The 15,915-nt window shown below is 55.2% G+C and carries 15 protein-coding genes; 2 read left to right on the top strand and 13 right to left on the bottom strand.

Annotated elements, in window-relative coordinates:
- Positions 1 to 9: 9 nt before the first annotated feature.
- From PV433_RS25630 to PV433_RS25600, 7 genes are all read right to left on the bottom strand, one after another.
- Entirely contained in the window at positions 10 to 1,026 is a 1,017-nt protein-coding gene (locus tag PV433_RS25630; RefSeq protein ID WP_332074873.1) for an ABC transporter ATP-binding protein, read from the bottom strand.
- 136 nt (positions 1,027 to 1,162) lie between these two features.
- Positions 1,163 to 1,948, bottom strand: a complete 786-nt coding sequence (locus tag PV433_RS25625; RefSeq protein WP_332074872.1) for an ABC transporter permease — start codon at positions 1,946 to 1,948, stop codon at positions 1,163 to 1,165.
- Positions 1,949 to 1,962: 14 nt separating this feature from the next.
- A complete protein-coding gene (locus PV433_RS25620; protein ID WP_332074871.1) occupies positions 1,963 to 2,781 on the bottom strand; it encodes an ABC transporter permease in 819 nt (272 codons plus the stop codon).
- Entirely contained in the window at positions 2,778 to 3,707 is a 930-nt protein-coding gene (rbsK, locus tag PV433_RS25615; protein WP_332074870.1) for a ribokinase, read from the bottom strand. The genes PV433_RS25620 and rbsK overlap by 4 nt, the downstream gene beginning before the upstream one ends.
- Before the next feature lie 18 nt (positions 3,708 to 3,725).
- Positions 3,726 to 4,649, bottom strand: coding sequence for a nucleoside hydrolase (locus PV433_RS25610; RefSeq protein WP_332074869.1), 924 nt, complete (start codon positions 4,647 to 4,649; stop codon positions 3,726 to 3,728).
- 3 nt (positions 4,650 to 4,652) lie between these two features.
- Entirely contained in the window at positions 4,653 to 5,852 is a 1,200-nt protein-coding gene (locus PV433_RS25605; RefSeq protein ID WP_332074868.1) for a M20 metallopeptidase family protein, read from the bottom strand.
- A 117-nt stretch (positions 5,853 to 5,969) separates the two neighbouring features.
- Entirely contained in the window at positions 5,970 to 7,040 is a 1,071-nt protein-coding gene (locus PV433_RS25600; RefSeq protein WP_332074867.1) for an ABC transporter substrate-binding protein, read from the bottom strand.
- A gap of 356 nt (positions 7,041 to 7,396) precedes the next feature.
- On the opposite strand from PV433_RS25600, the gene PV433_RS25595 reads away from it, so the two are divergent.
- Entirely contained in the window at positions 7,397 to 8,620 is a 1,224-nt protein-coding gene (locus tag PV433_RS25595) for an MFS transporter (protein ID WP_332074866.1), read from the top strand.
- A 546-nt stretch (positions 8,621 to 9,166) separates the two neighbouring features.
- On the opposite strand, the gene PV433_RS25590 is transcribed toward PV433_RS25595, so the two are convergent.
- From PV433_RS25590 to PV433_RS25565, 6 genes are all read right to left on the bottom strand, one after another.
- Complete coding sequence (locus PV433_RS25590; RefSeq protein ID WP_332074865.1) at positions 9,167 to 10,189, bottom strand: LacI family DNA-binding transcriptional regulator; 1,023 nt, start codon at positions 10,187 to 10,189, stop codon at positions 9,167 to 9,169.
- Positions 10,190 to 10,386: 197 nt separating this feature from the next.
- Positions 10,387 to 10,977, bottom strand: a complete 591-nt coding sequence (locus tag PV433_RS25585) for a hypothetical protein (protein WP_332074864.1) — start codon at positions 10,975 to 10,977, stop codon at positions 10,387 to 10,389.
- Positions 10,978 to 10,997: 20 nt separating this feature from the next.
- Positions 10,998 to 11,936: a metallophosphoesterase gene (locus tag PV433_RS25580; RefSeq protein ID WP_332074863.1), complete on the bottom strand. Its 939-nt coding sequence runs from the start codon at positions 11,934 to 11,936 to the stop codon at positions 10,998 to 11,000.
- A 284-nt stretch (positions 11,937 to 12,220) separates the two neighbouring features.
- Entirely contained in the window at positions 12,221 to 12,631 is a 411-nt protein-coding gene (locus PV433_RS25575) for a RidA family protein (RefSeq protein WP_332074862.1), read from the bottom strand.
- Between the two features lie 33 nt (positions 12,632 to 12,664).
- A complete protein-coding gene (locus PV433_RS25570; RefSeq protein WP_332074861.1) occupies positions 12,665 to 13,438 on the bottom strand; it encodes an SDR family NAD(P)-dependent oxidoreductase in 774 nt (257 codons plus the stop codon).
- Between the two features lie 46 nt (positions 13,439 to 13,484).
- Positions 13,485 to 14,486 carry a Gfo/Idh/MocA family protein gene (locus PV433_RS25565; protein ID WP_332074860.1) on the bottom strand — a complete coding sequence of 334 codons (1,002 nt, stop codon included), beginning with the start codon at positions 14,484 to 14,486 and terminating at the stop codon, positions 13,485 to 13,487.
- Between the two features lie 484 nt (positions 14,487 to 14,970).
- On the opposite strand from PV433_RS25565, the gene PV433_RS25560 reads away from it, so the two are divergent.
- Positions 14,971 to 15,795, top strand: coding sequence for an AraC family transcriptional regulator (locus PV433_RS25560; protein WP_332074859.1), 825 nt, complete (start codon positions 14,971 to 14,973; stop codon positions 15,793 to 15,795).
- Positions 15,796 to 15,915 lie beyond the last annotated feature (120 nt).

The following is a 15,915-nucleotide window of genomic DNA, read 5'->3' as shown; positions in this document are numbered from 1 at the left end:
GATCAGATCTCACAGTACCGGCACCAGCTTTTCCGCCGGGAATCCGAGCGTTACCCGCTCCCCATGCTCGTAAGGCTTCTCACGTCCGTCGTTGACGATGAACTCGCCGAGCTGCGTCTCGACAACGTACTGATACTCGCGGCCCAAATACGTGGTAACTTTGACCGTCCCCTGCGAAACGTTTGCCGCAAGCAACGCTCCATCTTCTCCGATCACGATATCGTCCGGACGGATCGCCCATTTGCCGCTTTGGGTTCCGCCGGTCGAAGCGGATGTGAACGCCGCCCCGGCTTTTGCCGTATCGATAATGTTCTCAAAACCGACGAACCGGGCGACGAATTCAGTTTTGGGCTGCTTATAGATGACTTGGGGGGAATCGAGCTGCTCGATTTCGCCCTTGTTCATGATCGCGACCTTGTCCGAGATCGAGAAGCATTCTTCCTGATCGTGGGAGACATACACGGTCGTCACTTTCAGTTCCTTCTGAATACGCCGGATTTCCATCCGCATCTGTATCCGCAGGTTGGCGTCCAAGCTGCTGAGCGGCTCGTCGAACAGCAACAGATCGGGCTGGATGACTAGGCTTCTCGCAATCGCCACCCGCTGGCGCTGGCCTCCGGACAATTGGGCCGGGTAACGGTCCTCGAATCCTTTCAGGTTGACAACCTCGAGAATGCGGTGCACCTTTTCTTTCGCTTCCTTGCCTTCCGTTTTGCGAAGCTTGAGGCCGAACGCGACATTGTCGTATACGTTCAGATGCGGAAACAGCGCATGCCCCTGGAAGACGAAGCCGAAATTCCGCTTGTGGACGGGAACCTTCGTATAGTCCTTCCCGTCGAACAAAAACTGTCCGTCCTTCGCTTCGTTAAATCCGGCGATCAGACGGAGCGTCGTCGTTTTGCCGCAGCCGCTTGGACCGAGAAGCGATAAAAACTCCCCCTCTTCCACTGACAAATTGAAATTTTTCAAAATATTGTTTTTCTGGTCGTACGCGACCGTAATCTGCTTCAGTTCAATCAGCGCCATGTCGTTACCTCCAGCGTTATATTGGTCCGTACCCGTGCGTTGGTTATATCGTTACTTGGCAACTGTTGCGAAATCATATGCCTGCTTTTGGCACGGAAAGCTTATATTCGCTAAGCAGGTCGATATTTCGCAACCGTTACTTGGTAAAAAATCGTAGGCCGAGCGTCCGTTCGATCGCTCCGATCAAAATGGCCGTCATGATCATTAACAGTACGGAGATGGCGGCGATCGTCGGATCGAAGTAATATTCCACATAGTTGAGCATGCTGATCGGCAGGGTGCTCACTCCCGGCCCGGTCATAAACACGGAGACGTCCACGTTGTTGAACGATTCCAGGAAGGCGAGCAAAATGCCTGCGATAATGCCCGAGCGGATATTCGGCAGCACGACGACAAAAAACGTTTTCAACCGGCTCGCCCCGAGGCTCATCGCCGCTTCCTCGACCGAATAGTCAAAATTCATCAAGCTCGACGAGATGACCCGGATCACGTAAGGGATCATAATGACGACGTGCCCGATCAGCACACCGGGAAAAATCGGAATTTTGTACGTAATGACCAAATATTTCAGCAAGCCGTATCCGAAAACGATACCCGGCACGATAATCGGGGAGATGAAAAACGAGCTAAAAAACGATTGTCCCTTGAATTTGAACCGGCTAAGCGCATAAGCGGCCGGAATGCCGAGCAGAAACGAAATAAAGATGCCGGCCATGGCGACGGTCATACTGATTTTGAACGAGCTCCAGAACATCTCGACGCGGAAAATGTTCGCATACCATTTCATGGAGAACCCGTTCGGGGGAAAAGCCAAATAATTGTCCGGCCCGAACGATGCCCCGATAATGATGATGAGCGGCGCCAGCAAAAAAATATAAATGACAAAAGTAAATAAACCCAGCAGCGTTTGTTTTTCCTTCATCGTCTACCCTCCCTTTACCCGTTCGGATTCAATTTTTTGGCAAGCGAATTGATGATGCCGATCAGCAGAAACGTCAGGGCAATCATAATGGTGGCGATAATCGACGCCGTCTTCCAGTCGCCGAGCGTCATCGTATTCTGGAAGAGCAGTGTCGCAAGCACCCGTTTTTTGCCGCCCAGCAGTTGCGGAGTCGCATAGGCGGTCAAGCTGCCGACGAGCACAAGCGTGCTGCCGACAAGCAAGCCGGGAACGCTTAACGGCAAAATCACTTTAATAAACGACTTGAAACGGGATGCGCCCAGACTGGCCGCAGCCTTCACCAAATCTCCGTCGATATTTTCAAGCACGCCGATCAGCGATATGATCATCAGCGGCAGAAACAGGTGAACGAGCCCGATTATAATCGACGTTTCCGTATACAAGATTTGAATCGGCTTGTCGATCACGTGCAGGTCGAGCAGCAGGTTGTTGATCAGCCCGTTTTTGCCGAGCGTAACCATCCAGCTGAACGAACGGACGACTGCGCTGGTCAGCAGCGGGAAAATCGCCAGCGCCAAATAAATCCCTCTGCGGCTTACCTTCGTCCGCGAAATGTAATAAGCGGCCGGGAAACCGAGCAAAATGCATAAGACCGTAGTAATCAGACTAAGCTTCAGCGTCGTCCACAATATCCCGAGCGTATACGAGTCGGTAAAAAAGGAAATGTAGCCAGCCAGACTGATGCCTTCATCCGTACGGAACGTAGACAAAATGATTAGGGCAATCGGAATGACCATAAAGACGGTCAAAAACAGCGCGCCCGGCAATACGAGCCAATAAGCGGGTTTCTTCATCGGCGTTCTGCCCCCCATCCTTGTTCAAACTTCATCGTTTCCTCCTCCGTCGGCAGCGCCGCTTGAGCGCCCAGCTTCGTGACGGTGATGGCGGCCACTTTGATGGCGTAACGGACGGCGCTTTCGGCATAGTCACCGCGGGCGAGACGGCTGGCGAACGCCCCGATAAACGAATCGCCGGCTCCGGTCGTATCAACCGCATCGACTTTTATCGCCGGATACCGCACAACCCCGTTACCGCAAATGGAAGCCGCTCCATCCCCGCCGAGCGTCAGCACGACGTGTCCGCACGGAAGCGCAGACAGACGGGCTGCCAATAGGTCGAAGTCGGATGCAGGCGCGCCCGTCAGCTCCTCCGCCTCCACCTCATTCAAAATCAGGTAGTCGATATGCTCCAGCATCGCTTCGGGCAACGGCTGCATCGGGGCCGGGTTAAAAACGACCGTTTTGCCGAACCTTTTGGCTGTAGCGACGCTGTGCCGCACCGCCTCCAGCGGAATTTCGAGCTGCAGCACGACGACGTCGCAAGCCTCGAACAAGCCGGCGTGCATGTCGATATCGGCCGGACTCAGATGAACGTTCGCTCCCGGCGCGACGACGATCGAATTGTCACCGTGGCGGTCGACCAGAATCATCGCGGTTCCGGTCGAGACGTTCTCCACGGTGCGGATGCCTTCGGTTTCGATTCGCTCCTTGGCGAGAATCGTCCGCATGTCGTCGCCGAATTCGTCGCTGCCGAAACAGCCGATCATCGAGACCTTCGCTCCGAGGCGTGCGGCGGCGACCGCCTGGTTCGCCCCTTTGCCGCCCATCATTCTATCAAAGCTATGCCCTATAATCGTTTCGCCTATTCGGGGCATGTCGCGGACCTGCGCCACCAAATCCATATTCAGACTGCCAACTACAAGGACAGATCCGTTATTCATCGCAATTTCCCCTCGCATTTATTGCTTCAAATAATGGACGAACATATCCAGAAATTGTTCCTCATCCACCTGCAGGCAAACATCAACGTTCGGTATCCGGTTTAGCCGGTTCTGAAAATCGCACACCGTCTGCCCGTCGCACAGCTCGCTTCGCGTCTCTACGTCGACGAACAGCTTGCGGGTTTGCACGATGCTTCTGTCGATCGCTACCCCGACAGCAAGCGGGTCGTGCAGCGCGCAAGCGCGAACGCCGTTCATCCGGCTGTACCGCTCGATATAATGCGAGGTGCACATCTCTACGAACTCTCCCGCTTCCGTCCCCGCGAGCTGGCGCACATGACTTTCATGGAGCAGTGCCTTTCTCGTCACGTCCAGCCCGACAAGTGTAATCGGAATGCCCGAGTGGAAAACCAGCTTGGCCGCTTCGGGATCGGCGAAGATGTTGTACTCCGCCACGGGTGTCAAGTTGCCCGGACCGGATACGACGCCGCCCATAATAATCAGTTCCTTGATCCACGATCGAAGCTCCGGCTCCTTGCGCAGCGCAAGCGCCATATTCGTCAGCGGCGTCATCAGAATCAAGGACAGCTCTCCCGGATGCTTGCGCGCCTGTTCGATGATAAAGTCGGGCGCATATCCGTCCGCCGCTTCCCCGGGCTCCATCTCTTCCAGCGCGCCGCCAAGGCCGCGGGCTCCGTGTACGCCGGTTTCGTGGCGCGGCTCCCTCAGCAGCGGAAGAGCGGCGCCGCGGATAACGGGAATTTCCCCCTCCTTGCCAAGCAGCTTCAGCACTTTCAACGTATTGGCCGTAGCTTGCTCCAGCGGCACATTGCCGCATACCGTCGTAACGCCGAGGATGTCGAGCCTGCCGCTTTTGACGGCCAGCAGCAGCGCAAGCGCGTCGTCGATTCCCGTATCCGCGTCGATGATCACTTTCTGCATCAGTTATTTTCCTCCTTGCAAATAGTTCAGGATCGATTGCGTGACGACAGCCACTCCGTATTTGAACGCATCGGGATTCACCCTGAATGCCGGATTGTGCCAAGGTACGGCTGTCCCGCGCGCTTCCTCCGCCCATTCGCCCGTTCCCCATTCGATAAATACGGAAGGCACCGCTTGGGCGATATAAGCAAAATCGTCCGCGCTCATATAGCCATGAGGCATTTCGACAACGCTTTCTTTGCCCAGACAAGTTTCGGCTGCGTGCCGGACGATATCGGTCATCGCTTTATCGTTCCAAGTGATCGGGTAACCGCGCACGTAGTCGTACGTAAACGAGCCGCCCCACAAATCCGCGATTCCCTGCAGCAGCACGCCGATCTTTTTCTCCATCATCGCTTGCGTGTCGTCGTTCATCGTCCGCACCGTACCCGCCATATACACGCGGTCGGCCAGTGTATTCGGGGCGTAACCGCCCTTGATTTCACCGATCGTGACGACGGCGTTGTCAAACGGCGATACTTGGCGGGCGACAAGATTTTGGATCGAGACGATCAGCTGCCCGGCCATCGCGATCGCATCGGCGCCTTCATGCGGAGCCGCCGCATGGCCGCCTTTGCCGATCAGATGGATGTAGAACCGGTCCGCGTTGGCTAAGATGGCCCCGTCCTTCAAGCCGAAGGTGCCGGGCGCAAGATAAGGGTTCGTATGAATGCCGATTGCCGCGTCTACCTTCGGATCGTCCAGCAGCCCTTCGGCTATCATCGGCTTTGCCCCGCCCGGATGTTTTTCCTCCGACGGCTGGAACATCAGCTTTACCGTGCCGCTCCATTCGTTTTGCCGTTCCAGCAGCATGGCTGCCGTTCCGAGCACAATCGTCATGTGGGCGTCATGGCCGCATGCGTGCATCGCGCCTTCTCTATTGGAAGCGTAAGCCAGACCGGTTTGTTCCTCGATCGGCAAAGCATCGATATCCGCCCTCAGCAAAATCGCAGCCCCGGGACGCGCCCCCTTCAGCTCGGCGCACAGTCCGGTCCACGCCATCTCTTTATAAGGAATGCCGAGCCTGTCCAGCTCCGACTTTAAAAAAGCTTGCGTCTCGAATTCACGGCCGCTCAACTCCGGGTTCGTATGCAAATGCCGGAACGTGTCGTGTAAATAAGTTCCGAGCTTTTGTTCGACTAATTCAGCCGAAATGACGTTCATGATCAAGTCCCCGCTTTCTCCGGCTGCTGCCGCACAACGGCCTGGCCGGTCCGCAGCGCCGTACAGTCCTATAATTTCTTGAAGCGGCCCGCCTGGACCGCCTCATTGAAACAACCTTTACTTTGAAATGACTTCCCGGTTCCAGCGGTCAATCCACGTTTTCATGTTTTTGTTGACCACGTTCCAATCGACCGTCTTCAGCTTGGCGATAAAATCCGCGCCGTATGTCAAGCCCGACGCTTCCTCTGCGCTCAGCTTGACGTCTTTGTTAGCCGGCGAGTCGACCTTGTCGATCGCATTGGCCTTCTGCACCTGCTCGCTGAGCCAAAAGTCGATAAACTTCTCGCCCAGCTCTTTGTTTTTCGTGCCTTTCACCAAGTTCATCGTGTTCAGGACGGCATAGGCACCTTCCTTCGGAATGACCCATTCCGCGTTCGGGTTCGCCTTTTTGATCGTCGACAGGACGAAGTTTTGCACCGGCGCGATGGCAACCTCCTTCTGGTTGAACATATTGGCCAGATCGGAGCTTTTCATATAATATTTCACGACATTCGGAGCGAGCTCTTTCAGTTTACCGAACGACTTGTCCGCATCGAGGGCGGAAGCCCCGGCTACCTTCGAGGAGAAATCGATGACGAACGGTCCGTCCGTCGTCGTAATATCGGGAATCGCCAGTTTGCCCTTGAATTCGTCTCGCCATAAATCGGCGTACGACTCGACCGGCTTGCTGGCAACCGTCTTGTCATATATAATGCCGGAGCTGCCGATCGTGAAAGCCGGACCGTAGTCGGCACCGTTAGGCGCTTTGGCGATATCGTACAAATGTTCGATATTCGGGATTTTGGAACGGTCGATTTTCTCGAACAAGCCTTCCTCGATCCCTTGGGCGGCATACCCTTCAGCCAGCATAATCACATCGATCTGGTGCGCTTTCATCCGCACTTTGCCAAGCCTGTCCGCGTTGTTGCCGACTTCAAGCTTGATTTTGACGTTATTCGCTTTCTCGAAAGGATCAAATACATTTTTTCTGAGCAAATCTTCGCTGAAGCCCCAGGTCGATACGACGAGTTCCTTCGGCGCGCCGCCCCCCGCTTGCGACCCTGCACCTTCTTTGCTGGACGCGCAGCCGGTCAACACCGTGGTAAGCAGCATGGAAGCCGCAAGAGATACTGTCCAAACCTTCTTCATGATGCGTTCACTCCCGAAAGTAGTTTTTGGTGTGTACTCAAAGTTTCCCCGCAGACAGTTCGTTTACTCGTTATTGCAAAGACTTATCTTATAAATGTGTCGCGACCCCCGAGTCCCCCCTTAACACGCCGCTCTTGCACCGGCTTCTGTCTACCGCCCGAGGCGATTCGCCTCAATGCGGCACTATAGGTAACCTGTTACATATCGATCATACCATTAAATAAAGGGATGATCATTGAAATGAGGTAACGGTTACATATATAATAAAGTCCTCGGTACCGGTTGTCAATGGCAGAAAAAGAGACGGCCGCGAGCGCTTTCACAGTCGGCCGTCTCAGAGACGGGAGATGATCCAAATGGCAAGATGGCACCTTCATTTGATCGTGCTGGGCATCGGACTATTCTTCGTCAACGCGGGCATGACGATGATTATTCCGTTTCTTCCCCTGTACCTTCAAGAGCTTGGCGTTACGGATCCGCATCAGGTTGCGGCATGGGCGAGCGTCATCTTCGCCGCCAATTTTTTTACGGCGTTTTTGTTCCAGCCGGTCTGGGGCAATCTGGCCGACCGGTACGGAAGGAAGCTGATGGTCCTTCGCTCGGGCTTCGGCATGGCGGCGGTGATGACGCTGATGGGGTTCGCCGGAGGACCTTGGCAACTGCTGATGCTGCGGATCGTCAACGGGGTCGTATCCGGCTTTGCTCCGGCCTCGATCGCGCTGATGTCGGCGGGGACGCCGAAGGACAAAATCGGCTTTACGATGGGAACGCTGCAATCGAGCGTCGTAGCCGGTACGATATTCGGACCTTTGTTCGGCGGGTTTATGGCGGATCATTACGGGTACCGCCCGATCTTCTTTATAACAGGATCGCTGATTTTTATCGCTTCGCTGCTGGCCCTGCTGCTCGTTAAGGAACCGGTTGTTGCGGAGAAAACGGCGAAACGGGAAGCGACGCCGCTGCTCCGGGCGTTCCGGCCGCTGTTCGGCGTACGGGAGCTGAATATGCTGAATACGACGACGGTCGTGATCCAATTCGCCCTGCTCGCCCCCGTCGCACTGCTCCCCCTGTTCGTTCAGGAGCTGAGCGGACAAGCGGGGATGGTCGCCTTTTACGCGGGGGTAGTAAGCTCGGTGAACGGACTGTCCAATATGATCGCCGCTCCGCTGCTTGGCCGGCTCGGGGACCGGATCGGCTCCGGCCGCATTCTTCTCTTCTGCTTGCTGGGTTCGGCCTTGCTCAGTTTGCCGCAGGCTTTCGTGCACAGTACCCCGCAGCTGATCGCCGTACGGTTTGCGCTGGGGGTGTGCATGGGGGGCCTGCTGCCGTCCGTCAACGCGCTGATCGGCCGATACGCGCCGCCGAACGGGGAAAGCATGGCGTACAGCCTCAATTCCAGCATGTACGCGCTCGGCAGCATGCTCGGTCCCTTGGTCGGCGGATTCGTATCCGAATCGCTTACGATTCGCGGCGTATTCGTGATATCGTCATTGCTGCTGGCGGCGTGCGCCTTGTGGCTGCGGGGCGGTTTGCTCGCTCCGGCTCCGGACAAGCCGGAACCGGCGAAAGGAGTACGGTGATCGGAGGGTTGTAATCAAGAGAATGTATCGGCTAAAACGGTCTGTGTGGGGTTGCAGCCAAAAACCGTCCGCTAAAAGCACCCGGCGGTTCTTTGTTTTTCAAACCTACCGTTAACTCGTCGGAGAGAGTGGGAAGAGTCCTCCAACCGCCGTTGAAGTCGTGTTGTCTTATCTGGCGGTATGGCTAACGAACCCAGCATTCGTTAACAGAACCGAAAGCAGACGTTTGAACTTATAACGAACTGTTGTTTCGTTATTGCCGCAAATCGGATTGTTTTTTTCCGCTTTCGGCTCAATAACGATGTCCGGATTCGTTAGCCTGGGAAAATGTCGTTTTTCAGCCCATAAGCATGATACGATTCGTTAGAATTCGCTTTTTGCTTGAATACTTTAGCGAAGAGCCGCTCCCACGATACACTTTCCGATAAATTAAAAAAGCAGTCCGAGAGCACCCGGGGGGATGCGATTCGGACTGCTTTTCGTTTCATGCGCCCAGCGTTTTCGTCTAATTTTTTTCGGCACGACGTACGGCGAAGCGCCGCTCCTCTAATCGTCTGCCGTTCCCTCCGCGTTGTTGGCCCGCCGTGTCGTTCCCCGTGCGAGCAGCGAAACATCGCACTCGTACGTTTCGTTATCGATCGTCACGCCTTCGATCTTTTTGATCAGCAGACGTGTGGCGAGTGCGCCGAGCTCGTAAATTGGTTGAGCCACTGTTGTAATCTCCGGCTCGGTAATGACGGTCAAGTCGATGCCGTCGAAGCCGACCAACGCGACCTTGCCGGGTACGGACACGCCCAATTGCTGAAGTTTTTTTAGCGCACCAAGCGCCATCAAATCGTTGCCGGCAAAGATGCCGTCCATATCCGGATGACGCGCCAGCAAACGCTCTGCCGCCTCCATCCCCCCTCGAATGCTGAAATTGCCCGGCTCCAGCAGCGTCGGGGAATACCACGGATAATGCCGGACCGCCTCTTCATATCCAACGAGGCGCTCTTTCGCCGTTGCCGTCTCCTGCGGGCCGTACAGATGGCCGATCTTCCGGCAGCCGTTATCGAGCAGATGACGGACGGCCAGCTTGGCGCCTTCGTTATTATTGGACCTCACGACAAGGCACGGAACGTTTGCAGGCGCCCGGTCGAGCACGACAAGCGGAATGCCGGCCTTGTTCAACTCGACGACGTCGGAGGTGCGCAGCGTATGGCTCGCGAACAAAATACCGTCGACATAACGGCTTTTCAGAATCTGAATGTACTTCTGCTCTTTGTCCGTATCGTTGTCTGAATTGCATAACACGACGGTATATCCGTACGTCTGCGCGACATCCTCGACGGCTCTTCCCAGCTCGGCGAAGAAGGGGTTGGCGATATCGGGAAGAATGAGCGCCAGCGTCTCCGTTTTTTTGCCCGCCAACCCTTTGGCCATCGCGTTGGGCTCGTAATGCAGCATCTTGATCGCCTGCTGTACCTTTTCCTTCGTCTCCTGGTTGACGTAACCGGTCTTGTTCAGAACCCGGGATACTGTCGCTACGGAAACGCCAGCCAGTTTGGCTACATCCCTGATCGTTGCCATAAGTCTCCTTGATTTCCGATAAAAAAGTGATGAGTTGCATCATTTCCGAATATGTGGTATCGGTTACATACGTTTTATTGTAGGGAATGACTCGAAGGTTGTCAAATAGGCTGGCGCCGAAAAGCCCCTGCCGAAATCGGAGGATTCGGGCAAGGGGCTGGGGCGGCGGATGTGATGAAGCTTCGGGCGCCAGAGGGTTATGTCTCTATCATTAAAATATCCCGTACCACGGTGCCGGACGGCAGCTGTTGCTTGGGGATGCGGAGCAGCGAAGTGACGAACGCCTCACCCTTCATCCCCTCGGGAACGGGGTCATCAGCCGTCGGCCGGACCGAAATCGTCAGAAACGGTCGAGCGGGAGACGTCTGGCCTTCTCCGCCGCCGGAGACGGTTACCTTTTCCACCCGAAATCCTTCGTTAGCGGACGGTTTCTTGCCGATGCTTACACAGATATAATAATCGTCTTCGTTTTCGCTGACGAGAAAACCTCCGGGAACCGCCTGCCGGTACAGCTCGTACCGGTCCGGCACATCCCGGCCGGATTCCGCCGCCGAATCGGCCGCTTTCCAGCCATACGTTTCGGAGTATTTCCTGTATTGAAGCTGCTCGTATTGGACCGGCACACTTGCAACTGCCGGGCCGCTCTCTTCCGCAGACACGGTCTGCGAGACCGCAGAACGGCCGGCGTTATCCGTACCGCCAGAGCAGGACCCTGCAGGCAGCGCGATACAAACCGCCAGCAGCAGGCGAACCGCATATCGTCCGTTGCGGAATCGTTTCTCGTTCATAGCCGGTTCAAAGCCCCTTCCTAGCGCGGATGGCGAATATTCAGCACAGCGTCTTCCCGCTTCAGCGGCACCTCGACGGAGTACCCCGGATTCGTCTCATACGATCCGGTATGCGGATTGTACACGTCCAGGCTGAAAGAGGGGAAGTCGGACGGCTTCATTTTCAAAATCCGGATGCGCCCTTCTCCCCCGTTGTCCGTGCACTGCCAGTTCTGAAAAGACTGGAATACCGGGTTGCCGCAGTCGCCGAAATCGGTCCGGTAGCTGACCAGTTCCCGGTCGTGATGGCCGGAAAACACCGCGATCAGATTGCCGTGCTTGCGGAACGACTTCTGCCACATATCCTCTCCGTCATTCGCTCCGGCTGCGCCCTTGTACAGCTTCGGGTTATGGTTATCGCCGGGCTTCGTTCTCTCCCCGTGCTGGTACATGTAAGTATGCGTAATGATGATAACTTTATGGGAGCTGTGCGCCTCCATCACGCTGTCGGCCCAGGCCAGCACTTCGTCCCTGGCCCCGAATTCCAGCGACAGAAACAAATACGGCTCGCCTTCGATCTCCAGCACGGCATAGCTGTTTTCGATTTTCCCCTCTTCATAAGTGCCCTTGAACCACGGACGGTTCGCGTAGCGGTGCGTTCCAAAATAGCGGTTGAACATCGTCAGACTCCGGTCCGTCTTCAATTGGTTATCGTAGTCATGGTTGCCGGGAGTCGCCAGGAACGGAATTCCGGCCTGATCGAACTTCTCGAACGCCTGCGCGGCGATCCGGAACTGTTCTTCGTCGTCCGCACCGTCATCTACGACATCCCCGAGATGGAGTATGATTTGCACGTTCAAATCGGCTGCATTATCTACAATCCACTGCGCCTTCACCGGGTAGATGGAAGGATATTTCGCCGCCAGTATTTGCGTATCCGGAATAATGACGATCGAAAATTCCCGTCTGTTGTCCGCCAATGTGCGTCACCTCTACATTTTTATTGTCGTTTGACTGCTTCCGTGAAACAAAAAAGAGAGAAGCCAAATAATAAACAGCACAGCAAGCTGTCTACTATTTAGAGTTTTCTCTCCTGACTCCACCCTAAACGGTACTTCCTATTCGGTTAGTAAGGCCCGACATCGTACTAGTTATAGCATAGCCGTGAAAATGTTGTCAATCCCGCCAAAAGCGTTTACATGATCTTTGATACGGCACAGCCCCGGCTTTCGGACATTCCCCGTTTCATCCGCTTCCGAAAGCGTCATTGTCCAGCGGTCTCCCGCGAAGACGGAAGCATGGCGACACATTCGATCTCCACCGTCATCCCCGGCGGAAATTGGCCGATCTCCACCGTGCTCCGTGCGGGCGGCTCGTGGGCGAACGTCTCTGCGTACACTTGATCATAAGCTTTGAAGTCGCCGAGATTCCGCAGAAACGACGTCACTTTCACAACATGCTCCAGCGACGTGCCCGCCGCCTCCAAGATTCGCGCCATATACTGAAGCACGAGACGCGTCTGCCGGACAATATCGTCCGGGTACAGCACGTTGCCGGTGCCCAGCTCGAACGGGCAGGTGCCCGCGACGTACACCATATTGCCGGTCTTGACGGCTTGCGAATACGTCCCTCCCGGTGCCGGCGCTTTATCGGTATATACGATTTCTTTTCTCACAGATAATCCCTCCGTCGTTCCGCGAAAATAAACTCAGGCGTTTTTGCCGAATACAGCCCCGCCGTCCACATAAAGCGGCGCCCCCATCACAAAGGAAGATTCGTCGGAGGCCAGAAACAAAGCCGCTTTGGCGACATCTTCGGGCAGCCCGAGCTCTTCGCTCAGCTGACGTTTCTTGATGGAGGCGATCGCCTCCTCGGGGTCGTCGTACGACTTGCGCAAATACTGCTCAACGAACGGGGTGAAAATCGTCCCGGGCAGCAGAGCGTTCACCCGGATGCCGTACGGGGCGTAATCGACCTGCATCGATTTGGTCAGCGCAAGCACCGCCCCCTTCGTCGCGGCATAGGAAGCCCGGCGCGCAAGTCCGATCTCGGCCACGCAGGACGACATGTTGATGATCGCCCCCCGCTTTCGTTCCATCATATGGGGAATTATATATTTGCTAGGCAAATAAACGCCTTTAATATTGATGCTCATGATCCGGTCCCAGACGTCCGGCTCGATCTCGTGCAATCGGCCGACACCGCTGATCCCCGCGTTGTTGAACAACACGTCGATCCGGCCGAACCGCCCCAGCGCCCGCTCCGTCATCAGCCGGATTTCCTCCGGATTCGTAACGTCCGCCTGCAGAAACACGGCCGTTCCGCCCGCTTCTTCGATCCGTCTCACCGTCTCGGCGCCTTTGTCCGTATCCAGATCGTTTACGACAACCTCCGCTCCCTCGGCGGCGAACAGCAGCGCCGTACTTTGTCCGATGCCGGACCCCGCTCCGGTGATCAGACATACTTTCTCTCGCAGTCTCACGGGTTCTCCTCCTCTGCTCTTGCTTCCTGCCAGTTGCCGGCCGCGGCTAAGCTTGCGGATATTCCTCCCGGCCGCTCGCGCAAGAGCGGATGATCGCCTCGGCTACCGCGATCCCGTGCACCGCATCGTCGAACGACGTATACTCGGGCTTCGTACCGGCCGCCACGCAATTGCATATATAAGTAAGCTGCTCGCGCAGCACGCCGAATGCGCTACCGTTCAGCGTATGGTGAATAAAATAGTCCGGCGACGTCCGTCCCGCCCCGTCCCACAGCTGCAAATTCGAGCCGCTGTTGGCAAATTGGGCCGTTCCGTTCAGCCCGATCACTTCCGCCGCGTCGTTCATCACGATGCCCGCTTCGTCCGGCGTCATCCAGTTGCTGTGCAAAAACGCCATCGTCCCGTTCTCGAACTCGAGACAAGACCATAAAATATCCGGGACGACTTCGTCGTTAACCGCCTTGCCGTAAGCTTTTACCGTTTTGACCCGGCTGCCCGCATACCAGATGGCGATATCGAGATCGTGCACCGTCAGCTCGAACACGGTATGCGTCCGTTTGTACGTGCGGAACATCCCCTTCGTCCGGCCCCGCTTCAAGTACATGCTCTGCGGCTCGCCGATCCGGCCCGATACGATCGCGTTTTTGATATCCGCGTAGCGCGGCTCGAACCGGAGCAGATGCCCGGCGAATATGAATTTGCCGTTACGCTCCGCGGCCGCAGCCATCTCCGCCGCCTCCTCCAGCTTGGTGGATACCGGCTTCTCGACCAGCACATGCTTGCCGGAATTAAGCGCCGCGACCGCAGGACCGCAATGCTCGTGCTCGAACGTCGCGATGCTGACCAGATCGATGTCCGTACGCTCCAGCAGCTCCTCGCTTTTCGTGTACACGTTCGGCACGGAATATTTGTCGCCCAGTTCCTTTACCCGCTCCCCGTTACGGTCGCATAATGCGACGACCTCCACCTGCGGCATCGCATGAAACGCTTCCAAATGACAGCTGCCCCAGCTGCCCAGCCCGATAATCCCCACTCTCACTTTGCTCATCCGTTTATTCGCTCCTTTAGTATCGCGCTAACTTTTATATATTATATATAATGCATGTAATAGAATTATATCGCCTTCAACCGTTCGTTTCAACCTCTTTTTACTAGACCGGCTGGAGGGGAGCTTGGGGTGCGGGGTTAGTTCGGAGGGCGGAGGGCCGGGTACGGGTTGCGGGTTTGGGTTTGGGTTTGGGTTTGGGTTTGGGTTTGGGTTTGGGTTTGGGTTTGGGTTTGGGTTTGGGTTTGGGTTTGGGTTTGGGTTTGGGTTTGGGTTTGGGTTTGGGTTTGGGTTTGGGTTTGGGTTTGGGTTTGGGTTTGGGTTTGGGTTTGGGTTTGGGTTTGGGTTTGGGTTTGGGTTTGGGTTTGGCACCCTCAGCTGCAGCAATATACTTTTTATCGTCATAGATCGATGATATAGTTAAGGAGAAATGAAAATTATTTCTGACCTAATATACGAAATATTACAAAAAAGCGAGGGAACCCCCTTGTCGAGCCTATCCGCTTACGTCCCGCACGATATGTATTACATGTACTGGGAACGAAAGGAAAAATTTCTGCTGTATGAAGATATTGACGAGAACTGGACGATATATGCTGTTGAGAACGGGTCGTTTTACTATGAAATCGGGGAAGAGCAGGGAACCGCTTCTTTGGGCGACATCGTGATTTGTCCTCCCCGAACCCCTTTTAGACGTGTCGTTGTTTCCCCGCTGTCCTTTCATAATATAAAAGTCGCGTTGCGTCTTCCCGAACAGGAGACACGGCCGGAATCGCACGAACCTCCATTGTTCCCGGGACGGAAAGTCAGCATCGCCGATTTGGAACGTCTGCGACTCAACTTTGACCGTCTAAAGGTGCACAAGTTAAGAGCGACACCATCCGGACGCCGAAAAATAAGCCATTATATTCTCGATATCTGGTACTTGATCTGCGACGAATGGGGCGATGATAACCAGACAGTAGCGCATGAGATACCGCATGCCGTACATGATCCCGATATGGCCTGGGCAGCGCAGGAATTGAAACGGCATGCTTTCGAAGAACTGCAAATCAAACAGCTTGCCGCAGTGCTTGGACTGACGCCTACCCAATTTACAATCCGATTCAAAAAGGTCTTCTCTACCACACCCCATACCTACATGACGTCATTAAGGATGGAGAAAGCCTGTACCCTGCTGCTGGAAACACAGATGAATCTGAACCAGATTTCGGAGTGCTGCGGGTACCAGAACGGGTATTATCTGAATCGGGTGTTCACCAAGGAAATGGGCATAACGCCGGGGAAATACAGAAAAATGCATCAGATTTGATTCCGGATAAGAGAACTTCCTCTAACCTGAAGGTGGGGAAAACTCCGCCATCGTATTTCACCGCGATTCAGGTGTCTGCCCGATGAACCTTAGGCGCCAGAAACGGCGCCATTTTTTTAT

Source organism: Paenibacillus sp. GYB004 (genome assembly GCF_036577605.1).
Classification (GTDB): Bacteria; Bacillota; Bacilli; order Paenibacillales; family NBRC-103111; genus Paenibacillus_AB; species Paenibacillus_AB oceani.
This window is presented reverse-complemented; position numbering and strand designations above follow the sequence as displayed.

Bases quoted from the DNA above. Each gene is read 5' to 3' on its own strand.
- PV433_RS25630 (WP_332074873.1), bottom strand. From the start codon at position 1,026: ATGGCGCTGATTGAACTGAAGCAGATTACGGTCGCGTACGACCAGAAA.
- PV433_RS25625 (WP_332074872.1), bottom strand. From the start codon at position 1,948: ATGAAGGAAAAACAAACGCTGCTGGGTTTATTTACTTTTGTCATTTAT.
- PV433_RS25620 (WP_332074871.1), bottom strand. From the start codon at position 2,781: ATGAAGAAACCCGCTTATTGGCTCGTATTGCCGGGCGCGCTGTTTTTG.
- rbsK (WP_332074870.1), bottom strand. From the start codon at position 3,707: ATGAATAACGGATCTGTCCTTGTAGTTGGCAGTCTGAATATGGATTTG.
- PV433_RS25610 (WP_332074869.1), bottom strand. From the start codon at position 4,649: ATGCAGAAAGTGATCATCGACGCGGATACGGGAATCGACGACGCGCTT.
- PV433_RS25605 (WP_332074868.1), bottom strand. From the start codon at position 5,852: ATGAACGTCATTTCGGCTGAATTAGTCGAACAAAAGCTCGGAACTTAT.
- PV433_RS25600 (WP_332074867.1), bottom strand. From the start codon at position 7,040: ATGAAGAAGGTTTGGACAGTATCTCTTGCGGCTTCCATGCTGCTTACC.
- PV433_RS25595 (WP_332074866.1), top strand. From the start codon at position 7,397: ATGGCAAGATGGCACCTTCATTTGATCGTGCTGGGCATCGGACTATTC.
- PV433_RS25590 (WP_332074865.1), bottom strand. From the start codon at position 10,189: ATGGCAACGATCAGGGATGTAGCCAAACTGGCTGGCGTTTCCGTAGCG.
- PV433_RS25585 (WP_332074864.1), bottom strand. From the start codon at position 10,977: ATGAACGAGAAACGATTCCGCAACGGACGATATGCGGTTCGCCTGCTG.
- PV433_RS25565 (WP_332074860.1), bottom strand. From the start codon at position 14,486: ATGAGCAAAGTGAGAGTGGGGATTATCGGGCTGGGCAGCTGGGGCAGC.